The organism is Kitasatospora sp. NE20-6, assembly GCF_045862635.1.
On sequence record NZ_BPRL01000003.1, the window covers coordinates 249,199 to 267,421 of the forward strand.

Below are 18,223 nucleotides of genomic sequence, written 5' to 3' on the forward strand. Positions count from 1 at the left end.
GGCCGCGGGCCGACCGGCCCCTGGGGCTCCGGAGATCGGCTTCAGTAAATTTTAGTTCGCAGGACCGGTTCCGTTGCCAAACCTCCTGGAAGCAAGCCTTGAGCGTTCTATGGGCATGGCGCTGATACGGCGCCTGCGTCACACGTCCGTCGGCCCCGGGCCTCCTCGCCCGACCGGCTCACCGCGATCGTCCACGACAACGACCTCATGGCCGCGGTCCGCGGACCGCCGCTCGGTCGTCCGCCGCCCGCCGGCCGCATCCCACCGCCGGTACGCCCGCCCTCACCAGGGCGAACCGGCGCTGCCCCACGGCACCCCCGCGGCCGTACCCGTCCGGACCCCGGACGCGAAGGGCAGGTCCTCGGCCGACGGCACCCCGCTGCGGATCCGGCTCGCCTGCTCCGCCGTGAAGCCGGCCGTGTCGGCGCGCCGGCTCGGGGCGGACGGTTCAGCTGCCCGGGTGGGCGCCCACCGCGTCGCGGATCTGGTCGCCGAGCCCGCCGTTGGCCCGCGCGCAGTTGCCGCAGCAGAAGAACATGCCGGCCACCTCCACGCCGTGGCCGACGATCCGCACGCTGCAGTGCTCGCAGCGCGGGGCGAGTTTCTCCATCGCGCACTCGAAGCTGTCGAAGGTGTACGTGTCGCCGCTGACCGTCTTGATCTCGAAGGACAGCCAGTAGTCGTTCTTGCACACCACGCAGACCGCCATGGTCTCCACCTCGTTCCGCTCGTCCGTGTCTCCCGGCTCTCCGAGTGTCCGGCGGCCCTGCGGGAGCGGCAATCGGTGAGGTGCCGAACGGCGCCCCGCCGGTCCTCAGGCCTGCCGTTCCGGTACGACCGGCAGGCCGGTGTCGGCCTTCACCCGCTTCATCGTCATCAGCGAGTTGACCTGGGCGATCCCGGGCAGGCCGGAGAGCACGTCCGTCACGAAGCGCTCGTACGCGGCGAGGTCGGCGACCGCGATGCGCAGCAGGTAGTCCGGGTCGCCGAAGAGCCGGTGCGCCTCGACGACCTCGGGCAGCCGGGCCACCTGCTGCTCGAAGCCGGCGACGGTCGCCCGGTCCTCGTGCCGCATCACGATCGTCACGAACGGCTGGAAGCCGCGGCCCACGGCGGCGCCGTCGAGCAGCGCCCGGTAGCCGGTGATCACGCCGTCCTGCTCCAGCTGCCGCACCCGGCGCAGGCACGGCGAGGGGGTGAGGTCGACCCGCGAGGCCAGCTCGGCGTTGGTGAGGCGGCCGTCCTGCTGGAGCTCGTGGAGGATTCTGCGGTCGGTGCGGTCCATGGCGCAACATTCTGCCCCTCCGGGGCGCAGGACGGCACGAACCGGTCATCGGCTGCCACGCCGTCGCCGCTACCGTCGGTCACCGACACCACCGGCCGCGGACGACACGGGACACCATGCACGCGCACACCCTGCTGCTCTTCCTCGGAGTGGACCTCCTGCTGGTCTGCACCCCCGGACCGGACTGGCTGCACATCGCCGCCCGCGGCCTCGGCCAGGGCCGCCGGGCCGCGCTGCTCGCCGTCGCCGGCGTCTGCGCCGGATACGCCGTGCACACGGCCCTCTCCGCCGCGGGCCTCGCCGCCGCGCTCCGCGCCGTGCCCGCCGCCCTGCCCGTGCTCCGCTGGGCCGGGGCCGCCTATCTCGCCGTCCTCGCGGTGACGATGCTGCTCTCGCTGCGCAGCCGGGGCGGACGGCTGCCGCGGGCCGCCCCGCAGCCCGACCGGGTGGTGCTCCGGCAGAGCATGCTGACGGCGCTGCTCAACCCCAAGGGCCTGCTGCTGTACCTCTCCCTCGTCCCGCAGTTCGTCGACCCCGCGGGGGCGCTGCCGGTGAGCGGGCAGGTCGGGCTGTTCGGCGTCGTCAACGTGCTGACCTGCGCCGCCGTCTACGGCGCGGTCGCGGTCGCCGCCGGGCGCGCGGGCGAACGCCTCGGCGCCGCCCCTGCCGCGTCCCGCCGGATGACGGCGTGCTCCGCCGTGCTGCTCCTCGCGGTCGCCGGGGTCACCGCCGGCGCCTGACCGGTCCGTTCCCGCTGCCCCGTCGCCGAACTGATCACACGTCATACATCTGCAGGCCGCCCGCCGGACGGGTCCGGCGCATACGATTCGCCGGTATGACGCTGGAGGGGCGGGAGAGCCCGCGGGGGGACGGCTACGCCGGGCACTACATCGTGTGCGGGGGCAACGCCCTCGCCCACCGGCTGCTGCAGGAGCTCGTCGAGCACTACGAGGTGCCGGTGGTCGCCGTGGTGCCCGACCGCGAGCGGGACCACGGGCCGCGGATCGGCCGCCTGCCCGGGGTCACGGCCGTGCTGGAGGCCGCGTCGGTCACCGAGGAGGTGCTGCGCGCCGCCGGCGTGGACCGCGCGGCGGGCATCGCCCTGATGGACGGCGAGGACCGGCACACCATCCACACCGCGCTCGCCGCGCAGGGCGCCAACCCCGGCATCCGCATCGTGCTGCGGATGTTCAACCAGCGCCTCGGCGAGCACATCGAGCGGCTGCTGCCCAACTGCACCGCGCTCTCCGGCTCGGCCACCGCCGCCCCGGCCTTCGCCAGCAGCGCCCTGGGCCGCCCCAACTCCGTCCCGGTCGACGGGCGTTACCTCTACGTGGCGTACGACGAGGACATCCGCGAGGACGGCCGGCTGTGCCTCGCCGCCGACCGGATCGACCGGCAGGACCTCACCCGGCTGCGCCTGCTGCCCGACGCGGCCGGCCGCGCCGCCGAGTTCATCGCGCTGGCACGGCGGATCGGCGACGCCGGGCCGCTGCCGCCGGGCGCGGCGCCGGACCCGCCCGGGGCCGGCGGCGGCCTGGCCGCGCTCCAGGCGCTCGGCAGCGAGCCGCCGCTGCGCATCCCGTGGAGGTCGCGGCTGCGCTGGGCCCTCGTCGACGCCCTGCACGCCGTCACCGGCGTACGGATGCGCCTGGTGCTCAGCACCGCCCTGGCGGCCGTCCTGCTGAGCACCGCCGTGCTCTACCTCGGCCACCGCGACCTCGGCTGGACCCTCTACCTCGCCCTGCTCGACCTCGCCGGCGCCGCCCAGCCGGACACCCCCGGCGCCGGCGGCCCCGGCGGGGCCTGGGCGCGGATCGCCCAGGTCGTCATCACCTTCTGCGGCATCACCTTCATGCCGCTGGCCACCGCGATCGTGGTGGAGGCGCTCGCCAGCGGCCGCCGCGGCGTGCCGCGCGGGCCGAGCGCGGGGGTGCGCGGGCACGTCGTCGTGGTGGGGCTGGGCAGTGTCGGCATCCGGGTCGCCACGCTCGTCCACGAGACCGGGGTGCCGGTGGTCTGCGTCGAGCGCGACCCGCAGGCCCGCGGCATCGCCGCCGTCCGCGCGCTCGGCATTCCCGTGCTGGTCGGCGACGCACCGCTGGCGAGCCAGCTGCGCCGCGCCCGGATCCACCACGCCCGCGCGCTGGCCGCGGTGACGAGCGACGACGCGGCCAACCTGGAGGCCGCGCTGGAGGCCCGCGCGGTCCGCCCGGACGTGCGGATCGTGGTGCGGCTCTTCGACGACGACTTCGCGCACCACGTGTACGCGACGCTCGGCGACGTCGCCTCGCGCTCGGTCTCCTACCTCTCCGCCCCGGCGTTCGCCGCCGCCCTGATGGGCCGTGAGGTGCTCGGCACGCTCTCGGTCTACCGCCACGTGCTGCTCGTCGCCGAGCTGGCCGCCGACGCGGGCTCCGGCCTGGTCGGGGCGGACCTGCACGCCGTCGAACGGCCGGGCGGGGTACGGGTGATCGGGGTGCGGCTCGCCCGCCGCCCCGGCGAGGTGCAGTGGAACGTCGCCGACCGGTCCCGCCGCCTGGTGGCCGGTGACCGGATCGTCGTCGCCGCGACGCGCAGCGGGCTCGCCCGGATCGTCGGCCCCGCGCAGCCGGTGCCGCCGCCCGCCGCGGCGCCGCCCGCGCCACCGTCCGCCGTGCCACCGCCCGCCGGTCCGCCGGACGGCGCCCCGGTCAGTCCGTGAGGACGCCCTCCGCCCGCGCCGCGGCCAGCCACGCCGGGTACGCGGCGAGCAGCCGCTCGTACAGCGCGTCGTCGGCCAGCGACCGCGGATGCCGGCCGGTGGCGCAGAACCCGGCGTTCGGGGTGGCCCGGCCGTCGGCGTCCGGCAGCGAGCGCAGGAAGCGGAAGTGCTTGGCGTCGTGCTCCCCGAAGCCGAGGAACTGCCAGAAGACCGGCAGCTCCGACGACTCCCGCAGGAGCGTGAGCACCGCCTTCTTGTCGAAGGCGGCGCCGTCGGTCTGGAAGATCACGAACGCCGGGTCGGTGGCGCCGCACTCCCGGTGGTGCGCCAGCACCGCCCGCATCGCGGGCGCGTACCGGGTGCCGCCGAACTGCGCGCCCACGTCCTTCCGCACCTGCTCGACCGCGCCGGTGTGCCGGCCGATCAGCACCTCCTGCGGCTCGTACGCGCGGTCGTTGAAGAGCACCACCGGCACGCTGCCGTCGTCGTCGAGGTTGGCGGAGAGCGCGAGCGACTGCTCGGCGAGGCGCTGCACCGAGCCGTCGCGGTAGAGGGCGCTCATCGACGCGGAGTGGTCGAGCACCAGGTAGACGGCGGCGCGGCGGCCGTCCAGGCCCTGCTTGCGCAGCGAGACACCGGCGGCCTTGTAGAGCGACACCAGGGCGGGGGCGGTGGCCCGGAGCTTCGTCAGGTCGATCGCCGGCCCCGCGGCCGCGACGTCGCGCGCCGGGCGCCCCGGGGTCTCCGGCGCGGCCGGTGCCGGGCGGTTCGGCGCGGCGGCGGCCTCGGGCGCGGGGCCGGCTGCACGCCGGCGGCGACGGAACATCCACATGAGCAGGCCCCTCGGTCTCGTCCGGCCTGCGATCGTCGCAGCACACGGCCCGGCGGGCAAGGGATCGGCCGCCGGGCCGGCGCACCGTCAGCGGTGGCGGAACTCCGGGGGGCGCTTCTCGGCGAAGGCGTTCATGCCCTCCTTCTGGTCCGCGGTCGCGAACGCGGCGTGGAACAGCCGCCGTTCGAAGCGCACGCCCTCGGCGAGGGTCGTCTCGAACGCCCGGTTGACGCTCTCCTTCATCATCACCGCGGCCGGGGCCGACATCGCGGCGACGGTCGCGGCGGTGGCCATCGCCTCGTCGAGCAGGTCGGCCGCCGGGACGATCCGGGAGACCAGGCCGGCCCGCTCCGCCTCCTCCGCGTCCATCATCCGGCCCGTCAGGCAGAGCTCCATCGCCTTGGCCTTGCCGACCGCGCGGGTCAGGCGCTGCGAGCCGCCGATGCCGGGGATGACACCGAGCTTGATCTCCGGCTGGCCGAACTTCGCGGTGTCCGCGGCGAGCAGGATGTCGCACAGCATGGCCAGCTCGCACCCGCCGCCGAGCGCGTAGCCGGCGACCGCGGCGACCACCGGGGTGCGCAGCCGTCCGAGGGTGTCCCACGGGCCGAGCCAGTCGTCCAGGTAGACGTCGGGGAAGCGGTTGTCCTGCATCTCCTTGATGTCGGCCCCGGCCGCGAAGGCCTTCTCCGACCCGGTGATCACCAGACAGCCGATGCCGGGATCCCGGTCGAACGCGGTGGCGGCGGCGACCACCTCGTCCATCAGCTGCGCGTTGAGCGCGTTGAGCGCCTTCGGCCGGTTGAGCGTGATCACCCCGACCCGGTCCTTGCGGTCCACCAGGATCGTCCCGTACTCGGTCATCGTCGTTGACTCCCTTCGCTGCGCCGCTGCCCGGCGCCGGCCCTGACGGTGCCTACGATCGCCGACCGACCGGTCGGTGCGCCAGTACCGCCGGCCGAGACGGGCGTCACGCCGCGCCGGGCTCCGGGCCTGCGGTGAAGTAGCGGTCGACGTCGGCCGCGGTGACCTCGGCGAGCGAGGCCGGCTTCCAGTGCGGGTCGCGGTCCTTGTCGACGACCTGGGCGCGGATGCCCTCGACGAGGTCGTGCGACTCCAGCGCGGCGCAGGAGACCGTGTACTCCTGCTCCAGGGTCTCCGCGAGGGTGCGGTGCGTACGGGCGCGGCGCAGCGCGGCGAGGGTGACCTTCAGTGCGGTGGGCGACTTGGCGCGGATCTCCCGGGCCGCCTCCGCCGCGCCGTCGCCGCCGTCGGCGTCGAGCCGGGCCAGGATCTCCTCCACGCTCCCGGCGGCGTAGCAGGTGTCGATCCAGCCGCGCTGCGCGGCGAGCCCGGCGGCGGGCGCCCCGGCGGCGTACGCGGCCAGGGCCTCGCCGGGGGTCAGCGTGGCGAGGGCCGCGGTGAACTCCGGCAGGGCCGCCGCGGGCACGAAGTGGTCGGCGAAGCCGCAGAGCAGGGCGTCTCCGGGGCCCATCGCGGCGGCGGTGAGCGCGAGGTGGGTGCCGAGCTCGCCGGGGGCGTGGGCGAGCAGGTGGCTGCCGCCGACGTCCGGCATCAGGCCGATGCGGGTCTCCGGCATGGCCACCGTGGAGCGTTCGGTGACGACACGTACGCCGCCGTGCGCGGAGAGGCCGACGCCGCCGCCCATGGTGATGCCGTCCATCACGGCGACGTACGGCTTGGGGAAGCGGGAGATCTGCAGGTTCAGCCGGTACTCGTCGGCGAAGAACACCCGGGCCTGCGCGCCGCCCGCCCTGGCGTCGTCGTGCAGCGCCCGGATGTCGGCGCCCGCGCAGAGCCCGCGCTCGCCGGCGCCGGTCAGCACGACGGTGGCGACGCCGTCGTCGTCCGCCCAGGCGGTGAGGGTGTCGCGGATGTCGAGCACCATGGCGTGGGTGAGCGCGTTGAGCGCCTTCGGCCGGTCGAGGACGATGCGGCCCGCCAGGCCGTCGCGTCGGAACTCCACTGTCATGCGCTACTCCTGTCGTGCGGGCGGTCCGGCTGACACGATACGTGCGGGGCAGCCCGTGGGGGGCGCCGGAGACGGTGGGTGAGAGATGGACTTCGTCGATGTCGTGGTGGCCGTCGGGGTGATCGGGCTGCTGCTGCGCGGGCTGTTCCGGCGCGGCTTCACGTCGGGGTCGCTGCTGATGGCCCTGGTGTTCGGCGGGCTCGGCCTGTGGCGGGGCCTGGGCCCGGGGCCCGGCTGGCTGGTCTGGCCGGCCGTCGCGTTGCTGGCGGTGACGCTGATCGAGTTCGTCGTCGCCGCCGTCACGGGGACGCGGCTGCCGCGTACGCCCATGGCCGAGGTGAAGGCGCAGCTCCTCGCGGACGCCCGCAGCGACACCGGGCGGAAGCAGTTGACGCTGGCCGTGGCCCCGGGCGGCGCCGTGATGATGGACGGCGTCTGGGAGGGCACCTCCCGCCGCGACGTGGTGATGCCGGGCGGCGGCTGCCCGGTCTGCCTCGTCGAGGAGGTGACGGCCGAACTGGCCGGCCCGGACGCGGAGGGCCTGGCCGCCTACCGCCGCGACCGGGCCGCCGGGACGAACCGGCTGGTCGTGCTGAGCCGCCGCGACGGTGGCTGGGACACGGCCGTGGAGCCGGTGCGGGCCTCGCCGAAGCCGTTCCGCACGGTGGGCTGCCCGGTCCACGGCTGAACCGGGCGGCCCACCGGCGGCGCCGGGGTCCGGGCCGTGGCGCGGGTCAGGGCAGGATCCGCCCGGTGACCTCGCCGAAGCCGATCCGGGTGCCGCCGGGCCCCGGGGCGGTGGCCGTGATGGTGACCTCGTCGCCGTTCTCCAGGAAGGTGCGGGTGGTGCCGTCGGCGAGCTTGACGGGCTGCTCGCCGTTCCAGGTGAGCTCGATGAGGGCGCCGCGGCCCTCCGGCTCGGGGCCGCTGACGGTGCCGGAGGCGTAGAGGTCGCCGGTGCGCAGGGAGGCGCCGTTGGCGGTGAGGTGGGCGAGCTGCTGCGCGGCCGTCCAGTACATCGCGGCGAACGGCGGCCGGCTGACGACGTGCCCGTTGAGGGAGACCTCCAGGGCGATGTCGAGGCCCCACGGCTCGCCGCCGCGGTCGTCGAGGTAGTCGAGCGGGTCGACGTCGCGGTGGGGCGGGGTGACGCGGGCCTGCTCCAGGGCGTCCAGCGGCACCACCCACGGCGAGACGGAGGTGGCGAACGACTTGCCGAGGAACGGCCCGAGCGGCACGTACTCCCACGCCTGGATGTCCCGTGCGGACCAGTCGTTGAGCAGGCACACGCCGAAGACGTGGGCGCGGAAGCCGCTGAGCGGCACCCGGCTGCCGAGCTCGCTGGGCGTGCCGACGACGAAGCCGATCTCGGCCTCGATGTCGAGGCGCCGGGTCGGTCCGAACGACGGCAGCGCGTCGGTGGGGGCCTTCCGCTGGCCGTGCGGCCGGACGATCGGTGTGCCGGAGACCACCACCGTGCCCGCGCGGCCGTGGTAACCGATCGGCAGGTGCTTCCAGTTGGCGGTCAGCGCGTCCTGGCCGGGGCGGAAGATCCGGCCCAGGTTGGTGGCGTGGTGCTCGGAGGCGTAGAAGTCGACGTAGTCCGCGACCTCGAACGGCAGGTGCAGGTCGACGGCGTGCAGCGGCAGCAGGCACGGGGCGACGGCCGGCCGGTGCGCCTCGTCGGTCAGCCACGCGGTGAGCGCCCCGCGGACCTCCCGCCAGGTGCGGTGCCCGGCCGCCATCAGCGGGTTGAGCGAGTCGGCGTCGAGCAGGACGGACGGCGCGCCGACCGCGCGCGCGGCGGCGCCCGCGTCCAGCACGCGGTCGCCGATGCGGACGCCGATCCGGCGGCGGCCGGGCCGGTCGTCGGCGGTGAAGACGCCGTACGGCAGGGCGTGCACGCCGTACGGGGAGTCCTGGGGGATGGCGAGCCAGGTCAACGGTCCTCCAGCGGTGGTGGGCCGAGCAGGCCGAGGCCGGCCAGGTCGGCGAGCGGTTCGTCGATGCTGCAGGTGCCGAACGACGTGAACGCGGCCCGTGCGCCGCGCACCTGAGCATCCGTCAATTCGGCTGCGGCCTTGGCGAGGAGGGGCCCGGAGCGCTCGGCGAGCGCCTCCGCCGCGGCCGCCCGGTCGTCCCCGGCGGCCGCGGCCAGCAGCACGTTGAGGAAGCCGTGGTGGTCGTGGCCGGTCGCCGGGTCGGTGTGCCGCACCGCGTGGTGCAGGCCGGCCGTGCACTTGTAGGGGAGGCCGCGCCCGGCGCAGCCCGCCAGGAACCCGGCCAGCTCCGCGACGGACGGGAAGGCGTCGGCGGTGAGCCCGCCGGTGCGGTACTTCGCCCGGTACGGCGTGCCGGCGAGGGCGTCGAGCGAGGCCTCCGTCCGTCCGTCGCGGGGGAGTTCGACGGCGGCGTCGATGCCGGGCGGCAGTTCGGCGCCGAGCTGCGCCACGGTGGCGGCCACGTCGTTCGTGGCGATCTCCAGGCCTGCCACGTCGAGTCCGGCGGCGTCCGCGAGCGCCGCGGCCGGGCCCGTACTGCCCCCCGGCAGTACCAGCCCGACGGGCAGCCCGCGGCCCGACCGCACCAGGGCGGGCAGCAGGGCGGGTCCGCAGAGCAGGGGGCCGACCGTGTCCGCGTACCAGGCGGTGCGGTGCCGGCGGTGGGCGGCCACGGCCTCGTCGAGCGGCAGGTCGCCGGGCGGGAAGACCGCGGCGTCGTCGAAGAGGCCGCGGAAGAGGGCGGTCACCGGGCCGGCCCCCGCCCGCCGGACCACGTCCAGGGGTAGCCCGGGTCCTCGCTCGCGGTGCCGCCCTCGCCGAGCTCCAGTGGGCGGAACGTGTCGACCATGACGGCGAGTTCGTCGAAGAACTCGATGCCGACGGAGCGCTCGTAGGCGCCCGGCTGCGGGCCGTGGGTGTGCCCGCCGGGGTGCAGCGAGATCGAGCCCTGGCCGATGCCGGAGCCCTTGCGGGCCTCGTAGTCGCCGCCGCAGTAGAACATCACCTCGTCGCTGTCGACGTTGGCGTGGTAGTACGGCACCGGGATCGACAGCGGGTGGTAGTCGACCTTGCGCGGCACGAAGTTGCAGATCACGAAGTTGGCGCCCTCGAAGACCTGGTGGGCCGGCGGCGGCTGGTGGATCCGCCCGGTGATCGGCTCGAAGTCCGCGATGTTGAAGGCGTACGGGTAGAGGCAGCCGTCCCAGCCGACCACGTCGAAGGGGTGGTGCGGCACGGTGTAGCGGGTGCCGGCGACGCCGTGCGGCCCGCGGTGCTTGACCAGGACGTCGACGTCCGCGCCGTCCACCAGCAGCGGCCCGTCCGGTCCGCGCAGGTCGCGCTCGCAGTAGGGCGCGTGCTCCAGCAGCTGCCCGAACCGCGAGAGGTACCGCTTGGGCGGGGTGATGTGGCTGTTGGCCTCGATGCAGTACGCGCGCAGCGGGCCGTCGCCGGTGGGCACCCAGCGGTGCGTGGTGGCCCGCGGGATGATCACGTAGTCGCCCCGGCCGACCTCCAGCGTGCCGAAGACAGTCTCCACGGCGGCGCTCCCGGACTCCACGTACACGCACTCGTCGCCGAGCCCGTTGCGGTAGAGCTCGCTCGGGGCGCCGGCGACGGCGTACGAGATGCGCACGTCGGCGTTGCCGAGCACCAGGCGGCGGCCGGCCACCACGTCGGTGCCCTTCCACTCCTCGCCGAAGAGCCGGTGCAGCTTCAGGTGGCGGGGGAGCAGGGGGTGGTTCGGCGTGGTGGCCTGGTCCGGCAGCTCCCACGGCCGGGCGTCGACGACCGCCGAGGGGATGCCCCGGTGGTAGAGCAGGGAGGAGTCCGAGGTGAAGCCCTCCTCGCCCATCAACTCCTCGTAGTACAGCCCGCCTTCGGGTGTGCGGTGCTGGGTGTGCCGTTTGCGCGGGATGTCGCCGAGCTGCCGGTAGTGCGCCATCGTGGGTCTCCTCGGGGCTCAGGGGTCGGGGCTCGGAGGGTGGGGCTCGGAGGGGCTCAGAGGTTGCCGCGCTTGTCCTGCTCGCGCTCGATCGCCTCGAAGAGCGCCTTGAAGTTGCCCTTGCCGAAGCCGAGCGAGCCGTGCCGCTCGATGAACTCGTAGAAGACGGTGGGCCGGTCGCCGATCGGCTTGGTGAAGATCTGCAGCAGGTAGCCGTCCTCGTCGCGGTCGACGAGGATGCCGCGGCTCTTCAGCTCCCCGATCGGCACGCGGACCTTGCCGATCCGCTCCCGCAGCGCCGGGTCGTCGTAGTACGAGTCCGGGGTGTTGAGGAACTCGACGCCGCGCGAGCGCAGCACGTCGACGGTGGTGAGGATGTCGTTGGTGGCGAGCGCCATGTGCTGGCAGCCGGCGCCGGTGTAGAACTCCAGGTACTCGTCGATCTGCGACTTCTTCTTCGCGATCGCGGGCTCGTTCAGCGGGAACTTCACCCGGTGGTTGCCGCTCGCGACGACCTTCGACATGAGGGCGGAGTAGTCGGTGGCGATGTCGTCGCCGACGAACTCGGCCATGTTCACGAAGCCCATCACCCGGTTGTAGAACGAGACCCACTCGTTCATCCGGCCGAGCTCCACGTTGCCGACCGCGTGGTCGAGCGCCTGGAAGAGCCGCCGCGGCGCACCCTCCGGCCGCTGCACCCGGGTCTCGGCGGCGACGTAGCCGGGCAGGTACGGACCCCGGTAGCGGGAGCGGTCGATCAGGGTGTGCCGGGTCTCGCCGTAGGTGGCGACGGCGGCGCGGCGCACGGTGCCGTTGTCGTCGGAGACGTCGTTCGGCTCCTCCAGGATCACGGCGCCCTGGGCGCGGGCGTGCGCGATGCACCGGTCGACGTCCGGCACCTCCAGCGCGAGGTCGACGACGCCGTCGCCGTGGCGGCGGTGGTGGTCGAGCAGCGGACTGTCGGGGGAGACCCCGCCCTTGATCACGAAGCGGCAGGAGCCGGAGCGCAGCACGAACGCCTTGCGGTCGCGGCGGCCGGTCTCGGGGCCGGAGTAGGCGACCAGCTCCATGCCGAACACGGCCTGGTAGAACTGCGCCGTCTGGGTGGCGTTGCCGACGACGAACACCACCGCGTCCTGCGCGGTGACCGGGAAGGGATCGCCCGCGGGGTCGTGCTCGACCAGCCCGACGAGGGTGCGCAGCTGCTCGGCGTCGAGCCCGGCCTCCAGCTCCTCGGGGGTGAGTTCCACGGCGTTGGCGGTCATCGGTGCTCCTCCACGTTGAGGTTCTCCGCACCGCGGGGGGTGGGGCGGTTGCGGTTGCGCTGAGAATGCCCGCGGCCGGGGGGTTGGGCAACAGCTGCGATCCGCACTGATCAATGTGTACAGAATGAGCAGGTCCCCGGGGTCAGGGCTGGTCAGGTTGCCCAGTCGGCGGCGGCTGCGGCGAGTCGGCTGTCGAACCACTGTGCCGCCAGCCCGGAGACGGCCGCCAGCGCACCCGGCTCCTCGAAGAGGTGCGTGGCCCCCGGAACGACGGCCAGCTCGTGCTCGCACCGCAGCGCGTCCGCGGCCCGCCGGTTGAGCTCCAGCACGGTGGTGTCCGCCCCGCCGACGATCAGCAGGGTGGCGGCGGTGACCGCGGGCAGCCGGTCGCCCGCGAGGTCGGGCCGGCCGCCGCGGGAGACCACCGCGGCCACCGGCAGGCCGGGTTCGGCGGCCGCCCACAGCGCCGCCGCCGCGCCGGTGCTGGCCCCGAAGTAGCCGACGGGCAGCCCGGCGCAGTCCGGCCGTGCGGTGACCAACCGGGTCACGGCGGCGAGCCGGCCGCCGAGCAGCACGGGGTCGAAGACCTTCGCCCGGTCGGGCTCCTCCTCGGGTGTCAGCAGGTCCAGCAGCAGGGTGCCGAGACCGGCCCGGCGGAGCTCGCCAGCCACGTGGCGGTTGCGCGGACTGTGCCGGCTGCTGCCGCTGCCGTGCGCGAACAGCACCAGCCCGACGGCGCCCGGGGGCACCGCGAGGGTGCCGCTCAGGGCGGCGCCGCCGGCGTCCAGGGTGATCTCCGTGCCGTCCGCCGGACGGGCGGTCGCGGCCTCGTGCAGGAGCCGTTCGACCTCGGCGTCGGAGGTCTGGGTGAAGTCCCGGTAGAACTCGCCGATCGCCCGGAACCGCGTGGGCGTGTGGGGGCACACCAGCGCGTCGACATCGCCGCCGAGCCGCTGCGCCCAGTCCGCGGGGGCGACCGGTACGGCCAGCACCACGCGGGCCGCCCCGCGGGCCCGGACGATCCGGCAGGCCGCGAGCGCCGTCGAGCCGGTCGCCACGCCGTCGTCGACGACGACGACGGTGCGCCCGCGCACGGCGACCGGGGACCGGCCGCGGCGGTAGCGGGCGGCCCGGCGCTCCAGCTCGGCGCGCTCGCGGCGCTCCACCTCGGCGAACTGCCCGGCGCTCACCCGGGCGCCGTGCACCACCGCCTCGTTGACGACCCGGGTGCCGCCCTCGCCGATGGCGCCCATGCCCAGCTCCGGCTGGGAGGGCACCCCGAGCTTGCGGATCACGCAGATGTCGAGCGGCGCACCCAGCGCCCGGGCGACCGGCGCGGCGACGGGTACGCCGCCGCGCGGCAGGGCCACCACGACCGGGTCGGCGTCACGCCAGCGCTCCACTTCGGCCGCCAGCCGGCGGCCCGCTTCCTCGCGGTCGGTGTAGTACATGGCTGACCTCTCCACGTCCACCGTACGTCCGGGGGCGCACCCGCAGGCCGGCTCCGCTGCGCCTACGGCAGGGCGGCGGCCAGCAGGTCCAGCCGGCGGATGTCGGGCGGTGCGGCGAGCATCCGCGGGGCGGCCTCCATGAGCGCCGCGGCGATCGGGCCCTGCAGGTGCGCCTGCAGGCCCTGCTCGTCGTCGAAGGTGTCGAAGATGCCGAACACCGTCGTGCTCTCCCGGAACGCGTACCAGGTGCGGGTCTCCACCTCCTGCTGGGCGAGCGGCAGTGCGCCGAGCAGCAGCTCGGCGACGGCCTCGGCGTGTTCGGGCTTCGCCTCGATGCGGGCGAGCAGGGCGACGGGGGGCATGGCGGACCTCCTGGGCGGGGCGGGGCGGGGCGGGGCGAACGGGACGGGCCGGGCCGGCTGGTGCCGGGCGGTGCTCAGGTGTTCAGGTGTGCCGGGCGAAGCCTGCCGGTGACACGGTGTACTCGCCGGTGTCCGGGGCGTGGCGCACGCAGGAGGACTGCGGGTACGAGCCGGGCACCGGCCGGGCCTGCGGCTGCTTGACCGGGCGGCAGGCGGTGTCCGGGCCGGTGCCCTCGGCGGCCCGGACACCGGCGTGGTCGCCCATGGAGACCCGGGCGAGGCCGTCGCCGGTGCGGTCGCGGAGTGGGCGGGCCGGTCGGGTGCGGCGGCATGCCGGAGGCCTTTCGTGCGGGGGCACTGCTGGCCACTGTGCCGGGCGCGGCGCGGGGCGGCCCGGGGTGCTGCTCCGTCCGGGGGACCGTCGGTGACGGGGCGTCAGCCGGTGGCGGGTTCCGGCCGTTGGCGGGAGCCCGTCCGGGCGGACGTCTTGACGGTCCCTTGACCCGGGTCAGATCATCATGACCGCGTCAATGTGTGCCGTCCGCCCACCCCACATGGGCGGCATGCCGTCAGGTCCCGTTCTGCCCCACCGGAATCCGGAGTCCTACGTGTCCGAGCATGCCCACCGGCGTGCGCAGCGGCGATCCCGCCTGCGCCGTTCCGCCGCGATCCTCGCCGCAGCCGCCGCCGCGGCCGCAACCCTCCTCGCGCCGAGCGCCTCGGCGCGCCCGGCCCCCGCACCGGCAGCCCTCGCCGCTGCGCCCGACATCCCCGTCGCCAACGTCAAGGCGCACCTGGCCCAGCTGCAGTCCATAGCCACCGCCAACGGAGGCAACCGGGCGCACGGGAGGACCGGCTACAAGGCGTCGATCGACTACGTGAAGGCCAAGCTGGACGCGGCGGGCTACACCACGACGCTCCAGACCTTCACCTACAACAGCGCGACCGGCTACAACCTGATCGCCGACTGGCCGGGCGGCGACACCTCGCACGTCGTCATGGCCGGCGCCCACCTGGACTCCGTCACCGGCGGGCCGGGCATCAACGACAACGGCTCCGGCTCGGCCGGCATCCTGGAGACCGCCCTGGCCGTCTCGCGGGCCGGCCTGCAGCCCACCAAGCACCTGCGGTTCGGCTGGTGGGGCGCCGAGGAGTACGGCATGATCGGCTCCACGAAGTACGTCAACGGCCTTGCCGCGGCCGACCGTTCGAAGATCGAGGCGTACCTCAACTTCGACATGATCGGCTCGCCGAACCCGGGCTACTTCGTCTACGACGACAACACCAAGCTCGACACCCTCTTCAAGACCTACTTCTCCGGTCTCGGTGTCGCCACCGAGCCCGAGACGGAGGGCGACGGGCGGTCCGACCACGCGCCGTTCAAGAACGCGGGCATCGCGGTCGGCGGCCTGTTCAGCGGCGCCGACTACATCAAGACCGCTGCCCAGGCGACCAAGTGGGGCGGCACCTCGGGCGTGGCGTTCGACCGCTGCTACCACTCCTCCTGCGACACCTCGGCGAACATCAACGACACCGCGCTCGACCGGATGACCGACGCCGTCGCGTACGCGATCTGGACGCTCGGCACCGAGACCGCCCCGCCGCCCGGCACGGTCTTCGAGAACACGGCCGACGTGGCCATCCCGGACGCGGGCGCCGCCGTGACCTCCTCGGTCACCGTCAGCGGGATCACCGGCAACGCGCCCGCCGCGCTCCCGGTCGGCGTCGTCATCAAGCACCCGTACCGCGGCGACCTGGTGATCGACCTGGTGGCCCCGGACGGCAGCACCTACCGGCTGAAGAACTCCAGCAGCGACTCCGGCGACGACATCAACACCACCTACACCGTCAACGCCTCCTCGGAGGCCGCCAACGGCGTCTGGAAGCTGAAGGTGCAGGACGTCGGCGCGCAGGACGTCGGCAACATCGACAGCTGGAAGCTGACCTTCTGACGTAGCGTCGGCCGCAGGGGGGGAGGGGGTGCCGGGATCCGGCGCCCCCTCCCCGCCGCGTGCTACGGCTGCATCTCGTACGCGCCCGACAGCGCCTCGACCTGCGCCCACACCCGCTCGGCGCGGCCCGTGTCCGCGACCGGGCGGCGCACGTGCGCCAGCGCCCAGGCGGCCTGCTCCTCCGTGGTGGAGGCCTTGCCGTGCAGCTCGGTGGCGTGCGCGGAGAAGTCCCGCACCAGGGCGTCGAAGATCTGGTCCAGCACGTCCCCGCCTTCGCCGGACGCGGTCAGGCCGGTCAGTTCGGCCTGCTCCAGCACCAGCTGGCCGTAGACGACGAGGGCGAAGAGCTGGCCGATCTCCAGCAGGAAGTCGAGGTCCTGCTGCTGGTCGGCGCTCGGGGCGTGGGTGAGCAGCAGGGTGCACAGGCCGTCGGCCTGCTCGCGGAACCGGGCGACGTTCGGCACGGAGGCGTGCGCGTCGTAGGCGGTGCGCCAGTCGTGGAAGCGGATCGCGCCCAGGCCGCGCGCCGGGCCCTGCGCGAAGAGGAAGGTGTCGTCCGCGGCGTCGACCCGGGTCGGCACCGGCGCGAACTCCTCCGGGGCGAAGAGGTAGTTGCCCATGAACTTGAGGATCAGCGCCAGGTTGACGTGGACGGTGCCCTCCAGCTTCGGCAGGCCGCGGATGTCCTTGGCGGCCTTGTCGAAGTAGGTGTCCGCCTCGAAGCCCTTGGCCGCGATGACGTCCCACATCAGGTCGATGACCTTCTCGCCCTCCGTGGTGACCTTCATCTTGGTCATCGGGTTGAAGAGCAGGTAGCGGCGGTCGTCCGCCGTCGCGGTGCGGAAGTAGTCCACGGCCCGCGCGCTGAACAGCTTCATCGCCGCCAGGCGGGCGTACGCGTCGGTCAGTTCCCGCTTCACGTGCGGGAAGGCGGTGACCGGCCTGCCGTACAGCACCCGGTTCTGCGCGTGCGTGACGGCCTCGTACATCGCGTGCTCGCAGATGCCGATCGAGGCGGTGCAGAGGTTGAACTTGCCGACGTTGACGGTGTTGAGCGCCGCGTCGAAGGCGGCCCTGCCGGTGTGCAGCACGTCCTCCGCGCGCACCGGGTACTCCTCCAGGCGGAACTCGCTGACGTACATCTGCGCGTTCACGACGTTCTTCACCAGGTGGTACGCGTCGTGCCGGCTGTCGGCGGCGAAGAACACGTACCCCTCGGGGCCGTCCACGTCGGAGCGGCGGCCGAAGACGGAGACCAGGCCGGCGACGTTGCCGTTGCCGATGTAGTACTTCGAGCCGGTGGCGGTGAAGCCGCCCTCGCCGTCCGGGGTGAGGATCATGTCGGTGGAGTAGATGTCGGCGCCGTGGCTGCGCTCGGAGAGGCCGAACGCCATCACGTGGCCCTCGGTCAGCAGCTTCGCGGCGCGGGCCCGCACGGCCTCGTTCCCGCTCTGCCAGACCGGGCCGAGGCCGAGGATGGTGACCTGCCAGGTGTACCAGTAGCCGAGGCCGTAGAAGCCGAGGATCTCGTTGAGCTCGGCGATCCGGGCGGTGTCCCAGCGCTTCGCGGGGTCGGCCGAGGACGGCGTCAGGAACTCCGCGAACAGCCCCTCCTTCGCGGCGAACTCCAGGAAGTCCCCGTACCAGGACCGGTCGACGTACGTGTCGATCAGGGCCTTCTTGCCGCGCGACTCGAACCAGTCGACGGTCGCGCGCAGCAGCCGGCGGGTGGTGTCGTCGAACTGCGCGGGGTCGTAGGTGCGCGGGTTGAACAGCATCATCAGGTCCCAGGGGTCGAGGGTGTCGAGGGCGGGGTGCCGAGGCGGTGCAGGGTGGCGAGCACGTCGTCCAGCCAGGCGAGGATCATCCGCTCGTACTCGATGCCGCCGCGCAGCACCACGTGCTGGAGGCGCTGCGCGTCGTCGAGGGCGTTCGGGTCGGGGAAGTCGCGCTGCTCGCCGGTGAGGTAGCGGGCGAGCAGGGCGGCGTGGTCGGCGCGGTGCCGTTCGACCTCGGGCACGAGCGCGGCCGGGTCGTCGAACGCCGCGGCCCGGATCTTCACGGCGAGCTCGTGCCGGACGGTCTCCGGTTCGACGGGCTCGCGCAGCCAGCCGACCAGCACGCCGCGCCCGGCGGCGGTGGCCGAGTAGACCTTCTTGTCCGGCCGGGTGTCCTGGGCGACCGCCTCGACGGCGACCCAGCCGTCCGTCTCCATCCGCCGCAGCACCCGGTAGATCTGCTGGTGGGTGGCGGTCCAGAAGCGCCCGATGGAGCGGTCGAACCGGCGCGCCAGTTCGTAGCCCGAGCCGGGCTGCTCCAGGAGGGAGACGAGGATCGCGTGCTCCAGTGCCATGACGGCATCCTGCTATGCACCAAGTTGCATATGCAACGGGGTGCACGGGCCCTGAGACGCACCTCACGTGTCGGCGCGGCG

18 protein-coding genes are annotated in these 18,223 nt (G+C 74.1%); 4 read left to right on the top strand and 14 right to left on the bottom strand.

From position 1 onward, the window contains the following. Window positions 1-448 precede the first annotated feature (448 nt). The gene (locus SNE206_RS03370) at window positions 449-709 is read right to left on the bottom strand and encodes a hypothetical protein (protein ID WP_030265899.1); all 261 of its coding nucleotides are present in this window, start codon (window positions 707-709) and stop codon (window positions 449-451) included. A 105-nt stretch (window positions 710-814) separates the two neighbouring features. After that, window positions 815-1,285: an Lrp/AsnC family transcriptional regulator gene (locus SNE206_RS03375; protein WP_407911804.1), complete on the bottom strand. Its 471-nt coding sequence runs from the start codon at window positions 1,283-1,285 to the stop codon at window positions 815-817. Window positions 1,286-1,401: 116 nt separating this feature from the next. Between SNE206_RS03375 and SNE206_RS03380 the strand changes: the two genes are divergently transcribed. Both SNE206_RS03380 and SNE206_RS03385 read left to right on the top strand, forming a co-directional pair. Then, window positions 1,402-2,025 carry a LysE family translocator gene (locus tag SNE206_RS03380; RefSeq protein WP_407911805.1) on the top strand — a complete coding sequence of 208 codons (624 nt, stop codon included), beginning with the start codon at window positions 1,402-1,404 and terminating at the stop codon, window positions 2,023-2,025. Window positions 2,026-2,120: 95 nt separating this feature from the next. Then, complete coding sequence (locus SNE206_RS03385) at window positions 2,121-3,989, top strand: NAD-binding protein (RefSeq protein ID WP_407911806.1); 1,869 nt, start codon at window positions 2,121-2,123, stop codon at window positions 3,987-3,989. Here SNE206_RS03385 and SNE206_RS03390 read toward each other — a convergent pair. The 3 genes from SNE206_RS03390 to SNE206_RS03400 all read right to left on the bottom strand — a co-directional run bounded on the left by SNE206_RS03390 (window position 3,979) and on the right by SNE206_RS03400 (window position 6,814). Further along, window positions 3,979-4,821, bottom strand: a complete 843-nt coding sequence (locus SNE206_RS03390; RefSeq protein ID WP_407911807.1) for a VWA domain-containing protein — start codon at window positions 4,819-4,821, stop codon at window positions 3,979-3,981. The two genes, SNE206_RS03385 and SNE206_RS03390, sit on opposite strands and share 11 nt — an antisense overlap. A gap of 87 nt (window positions 4,822-4,908) precedes the next feature. Further along, window positions 4,909-5,685, bottom strand: a complete 777-nt coding sequence (locus tag SNE206_RS03395) for an enoyl-CoA hydratase (RefSeq protein ID WP_407911808.1) — start codon at window positions 5,683-5,685, stop codon at window positions 4,909-4,911. A gap of 106 nt (window positions 5,686-5,791) precedes the next feature. Next, window positions 5,792-6,814 carry an enoyl-CoA hydratase/isomerase family protein gene (locus SNE206_RS03400; RefSeq protein WP_407911809.1) on the bottom strand — a complete coding sequence of 341 codons (1,023 nt, stop codon included), beginning with the start codon at window positions 6,812-6,814 and terminating at the stop codon, window positions 5,792-5,794. An 85-nt stretch (window positions 6,815-6,899) separates the two neighbouring features. On the opposite strand from SNE206_RS03400, the gene SNE206_RS03405 reads away from it, so the two are divergent. Beyond that, complete coding sequence (locus SNE206_RS03405; protein ID WP_407911810.1) at window positions 6,900-7,502, top strand: hypothetical protein; 603 nt, start codon at window positions 6,900-6,902, stop codon at window positions 7,500-7,502. A 46-nt stretch (window positions 7,503-7,548) separates the two neighbouring features. Here SNE206_RS03405 and fahA read toward each other — a convergent pair whose 3' ends face one another. The 7 genes from fahA to SNE206_RS03440 form a co-directional block, all read right to left on the bottom strand. After that, a complete protein-coding gene (fahA, locus tag SNE206_RS03410) occupies window positions 7,549-8,757 on the bottom strand; it encodes a fumarylacetoacetase (RefSeq protein WP_407911811.1) in 1,209 nt (402 codons plus the stop codon). After that, window positions 8,754-9,563 carry a hypothetical protein gene (locus SNE206_RS03415; protein ID WP_407911812.1) on the bottom strand — a complete coding sequence of 270 codons (810 nt, stop codon included), beginning with the start codon at window positions 9,561-9,563 and terminating at the stop codon, window positions 8,754-8,756. The genes fahA and SNE206_RS03415 overlap by 4 nt, the downstream gene beginning before the upstream one ends. Then, a complete protein-coding gene (locus SNE206_RS03420; protein WP_407911813.1) occupies window positions 9,560-10,759 on the bottom strand; it encodes a homogentisate 1,2-dioxygenase in 1,200 nt (399 codons plus the stop codon). The genes SNE206_RS03415 and SNE206_RS03420 overlap by 4 nt, the downstream gene beginning before the upstream one ends. A 56-nt stretch (window positions 10,760-10,815) precedes the next feature. Continuing rightward, entirely contained in the window at window positions 10,816-12,024 is a 1,209-nt protein-coding gene (gene hppD, locus SNE206_RS03425) for a 4-hydroxyphenylpyruvate dioxygenase (RefSeq protein ID WP_407911814.1), read from the bottom strand. 152 nt (window positions 12,025-12,176) lie between these two features. Further along, on the bottom strand, window positions 12,177-13,475 hold the full coding sequence (locus tag SNE206_RS03430; protein WP_407911815.1) for a phosphoribosyltransferase family protein: 1,299 nt from the start codon (window positions 13,473-13,475) through the stop codon (window positions 12,177-12,179). A 62-nt stretch (window positions 13,476-13,537) separates the two neighbouring features. Next, window positions 13,538-13,837, bottom strand: a complete 300-nt coding sequence (locus SNE206_RS03435; RefSeq protein ID WP_407911816.1) for a putative quinol monooxygenase — start codon at window positions 13,835-13,837, stop codon at window positions 13,538-13,540. An 82-nt stretch (window positions 13,838-13,919) separates the two neighbouring features. Beyond that, window positions 13,920-14,195: a hypothetical protein gene (locus SNE206_RS03440; RefSeq protein ID WP_407911817.1), complete on the bottom strand. Its 276-nt coding sequence runs from the start codon at window positions 14,193-14,195 to the stop codon at window positions 13,920-13,922. 250 nt (window positions 14,196-14,445) lie between these two features. Here SNE206_RS03440 and SNE206_RS03445 point away from each other — a divergent pair, with 250 nt between their 5' ends. After that, window positions 14,446-15,789: a M28 family metallopeptidase gene (locus SNE206_RS03445; protein ID WP_407911818.1), complete on the top strand. Its 1,344-nt coding sequence runs from the start codon at window positions 14,446-14,448 to the stop codon at window positions 15,787-15,789. Window positions 15,790-15,851: 62 nt separating this feature from the next. On the opposite strand, the gene SNE206_RS03450 is transcribed toward SNE206_RS03445, so the two are convergent. Both SNE206_RS03450 and SNE206_RS03455 read right to left on the bottom strand, forming a co-directional pair. Then, window positions 15,852-17,570, bottom strand: a complete 1,719-nt coding sequence (locus SNE206_RS03450; protein ID WP_407911819.1) for an acyl-CoA dehydrogenase family protein — start codon at window positions 17,568-17,570, stop codon at window positions 15,852-15,854. Then, window positions 17,570-18,142: a PadR family transcriptional regulator gene (locus tag SNE206_RS03455; protein WP_407911820.1), complete on the bottom strand. Its 573-nt coding sequence runs from the start codon at window positions 18,140-18,142 to the stop codon at window positions 17,570-17,572. Before SNE206_RS03455 ends, SNE206_RS03450 begins: the two co-directional genes overlap by 1 nt. Window positions 18,143-18,223: the final 81 nt, after the last annotated feature.